General features: G+C 44.3%; 4 protein-coding genes. 3 read left to right on the top strand and 1 reads right to left on the bottom strand.

What is annotated here, in order from left to right:
- Nucleotides 1-55: 55 nt before the first annotated feature.
- The 3 genes from ACFILT_RS04685 to ACFILT_RS04695 are packed head-to-tail and all read left to right on the top strand — an operon-like array spanning nucleotide 56 to nucleotide 2,012.
- Entirely contained in the window at nucleotides 56-436 is a 381-nt protein-coding gene (locus ACFILT_RS04685; RefSeq protein WP_375679665.1) for a phage tail protein, read from the top strand.
- On the top strand, nucleotides 433-657 hold the full coding sequence (locus ACFILT_RS04690) for a tail protein X (protein WP_375679666.1): 225 nt from the start codon (nucleotides 433-435) through the stop codon (nucleotides 655-657). Before ACFILT_RS04685 ends, ACFILT_RS04690 begins: the two co-directional genes overlap by 4 nt.
- Entirely contained in the window at nucleotides 654-2,012 is a 1,359-nt protein-coding gene (locus ACFILT_RS04695) for a late control protein (protein WP_375679667.1), read from the top strand. Before ACFILT_RS04690 ends, ACFILT_RS04695 begins: the two co-directional genes overlap by 4 nt.
- A gap of 92 nt (nucleotides 2,013-2,104) precedes the next feature.
- Here the strand turns inward: ACFILT_RS04695 and ACFILT_RS04700 are convergent, their stop codons facing one another.
- The gene (locus ACFILT_RS04700; protein ID WP_208439803.1) at nucleotides 2,105-2,416 is read right to left on the bottom strand and encodes a DNA-binding protein; all 312 of its coding nucleotides are present in this window, start codon (nucleotides 2,414-2,416) and stop codon (nucleotides 2,105-2,107) included.
- Nucleotides 2,417-2,502 lie beyond the last annotated feature (86 nt).

Genomic DNA, 2,502 nt, shown 5'->3' on the forward strand with positions numbered 1-2,502 from the left:
GCTATGCAAAACAGCAACGTTTAGCCATAGCCTCTAGCCTTTCGGATTAAATACCATGATGTTAGCTTTGGGTGGTTTTATTTTTTCGATTGAAACAGCAGCTTATCAAACACTTGATATGTCTTATGGGGTTCCATGGGTAGAGCAAGGGCGATTGGGACGCAAAGCAGCGCTTCAATTGCCAGCTGTTGCAAATGCGGAATTTTCTTTAGCAGGCGTGATCTATCCAGATTTCAAAGGTGATCACGGACAAATCGAGTATTTGCGACAAATAGCACATAATGGTCCTCATATTCTTGTGACCGGTCAAGGCAAAATTTTAGGCAAGTTTGTCATTCTTTCTGTAGAGGAAAAGCAAAGCATTTTTCATCATAACGGCACCCCAAAAAAACAAGAATTTACAATAAAGTTGAGAGAATATGGTGAAGACCTATGAGTGACCTTTATATGACCAAAGATGGCGATATGGTGGATGCCATTTGCTGGAGATATTATGCCAAAGGTCAACAAGCCCTTGCTGTTGAACGGGTCTATGCAGCGAATTTGGGTCTTGCAGACTATGGACCCATCTTAAAAGCAGGAATCACCCTAGTTTTGCCGTCCCTCCCCTATCCGAAAGCCACCCCAGTGATCAGAATTTGGGGTAGCAAATCATGAAACCTTTTTGCATGGTTCTGGCAAATGGAGAAGACATCACAAAAACTCTTATGGATTATGTTTTATCAATTGAAATTACCGATGAAGCAGAAAACAAAAGTGATCGTATCACTATAGAGCTTGATGACCGCGCCCGTGACAGTGATAACGGCTTTCTTGATATTCCTCTCATCGGAACAATCATTTCCGTAACACTTGGCTATGAAGGCGGGAAAAACCGCGATATGGGCGCCTATCTGATTGATGAAATCTCTGTAAGCAGCCCACCCCAAAGCTTAAGTGTAACAGGGCGCGCCGCCTCTATGAATACGTCTTATAGAACCCCCAAAAGCCAATCCTATCACCAGCAAACCCTTGGCAGTATTGTTCAAGAGATAGCAGAGCGCAATGGCTATACACCAAAAGTTGACCCTGCTCTTGCTAAAATTGTTGTGCGTCACATTGATCAAACAGCTGAAAGCGATATGGCTTTTGCCACACGCCTTGCAGAAGACTATGNAGCTGAAAGCGATATGGCTTTTGCCACACGCCTTGCAGAAGACTATGATGCGGTAGCAAAACCCGTTGATGGCAAGCTTGTTTTGGCTAAACGGGGGGAAGGCAAAGCCATCACTGGTGAAACACTCCCCGTTGTTATTATCCATGAAAAACTCTGTACCTCTTGGGATTTTAAATACAGCGCACGGGATGAAGCAGGTGCAGCCAATGGCTTAGAAACGGATGTGGGGGACGACCAAAAAGCCGCTGCTGATGCACGAGAACCAGAAGAGATTGATGATGATGAAAACTTTATCCATATGGATAACAGTGACAGAGCATCATCATCATCTGAATCGGAAAAAGCAGAAAAAGAATCGGAAAAGCAAGAAGAAGACAAAGAGAAAAAAGGTGGTGTTCTCGCAACCTATCATGATATCCGCAGTGGTGAAAAAAAAGAAGTCAAAGTTGGTAATCCGCCGTTTCATGAACTCAAATACACCTACCATAACCAATCAGAGGCTGTTGCGGCCATTGCTGCTTATCGCAATAAATCATCACGCGGTAAGTCTTCTTTCTCATGTGATATCGGTGGTGATCCGTTTGTGCAAGCAGAAGCAAAGCTTGTTCAAGAGCCCCCTTTCCGCCCCTATATTCCAGCAGAATGGCGCATCAAGAGCGTTAAGCACAAGCTTGATAAAACAGGTGGTTATACCACAAAAATAGATTGTGAACTTTTTGATGAAACCCAAGAAGATGCGGCTGGAAACGTTGCAAACACAACACCAGACAAGGATGATACCCTTGATCCAAACGCACCACCAAACGCATGCGACGAAGGCGAAGGCGTAATCCATATGGACGAAGAGGATACATGATAGGTTATAAACCAGATTTAGAGCCCCTCATTAAAAAGATTGCTTAAGTACCTCCCTTCCCCATCTTTAAAGGTGGGGAGTGGACACTAAAGTTACACGTGTGGAACTGGTCGTTCAAGAGGCTGTACAGCCAAACGAAACCCCATGGTACGCAGTAAAGCATTCAAGCTGCGGAACTCTGGATTACCTTTTTCTGAAAGTGTACGGTAAAGTTGTGTTGGGTTCAAGTTGGCTGCTTTAGCTACAGCTTGAACACCACCATAAGCTTTGGCCATTTGGCGTAGAGTTACAAGCAGCTCACCCTGATCACCATCTGCTAGGATTGCATCAAGGGTAGCTGCTGCCAACTCAGGATCATCACGGAATATTTCTGCCATTGCATCATCATGGTTACGGTCTTTCATTTTTGCACTCCTTTAATCTTCACGGTTTTGCCAATCACGCCAGCAAGCACATGCACGAGTGATATCAGTCTCTTGTGTTTTTTTGC

Origin of the sequence: Bartonella sp. AP7XZML (assembly GCF_042195745.1) — a bacterium.
Lineage (GTDB): Bacteria > Pseudomonadota > Alphaproteobacteria > Rhizobiales > Rhizobiaceae > Bartonella.

Bases quoted from the DNA above. Each gene is read 5' to 3' on its own strand.
- ACFILT_RS04690 (WP_375679666.1), top strand. From the start codon at position 433: ATGAGTGACCTTTATATGACCAAAGATGGCGATATGGTGGATGCCATT.
- ACFILT_RS04700 (WP_208439803.1), bottom strand. From the start codon at position 2,416: ATGAAAGACCGTAACCATGATGATGCAATGGCAGAAATATTCCGTGAT.
- ACFILT_RS04685 (WP_375679665.1), top strand. From the start codon at position 56: ATGATGTTAGCTTTGGGTGGTTTTATTTTTTCGATTGAAACAGCAGCT.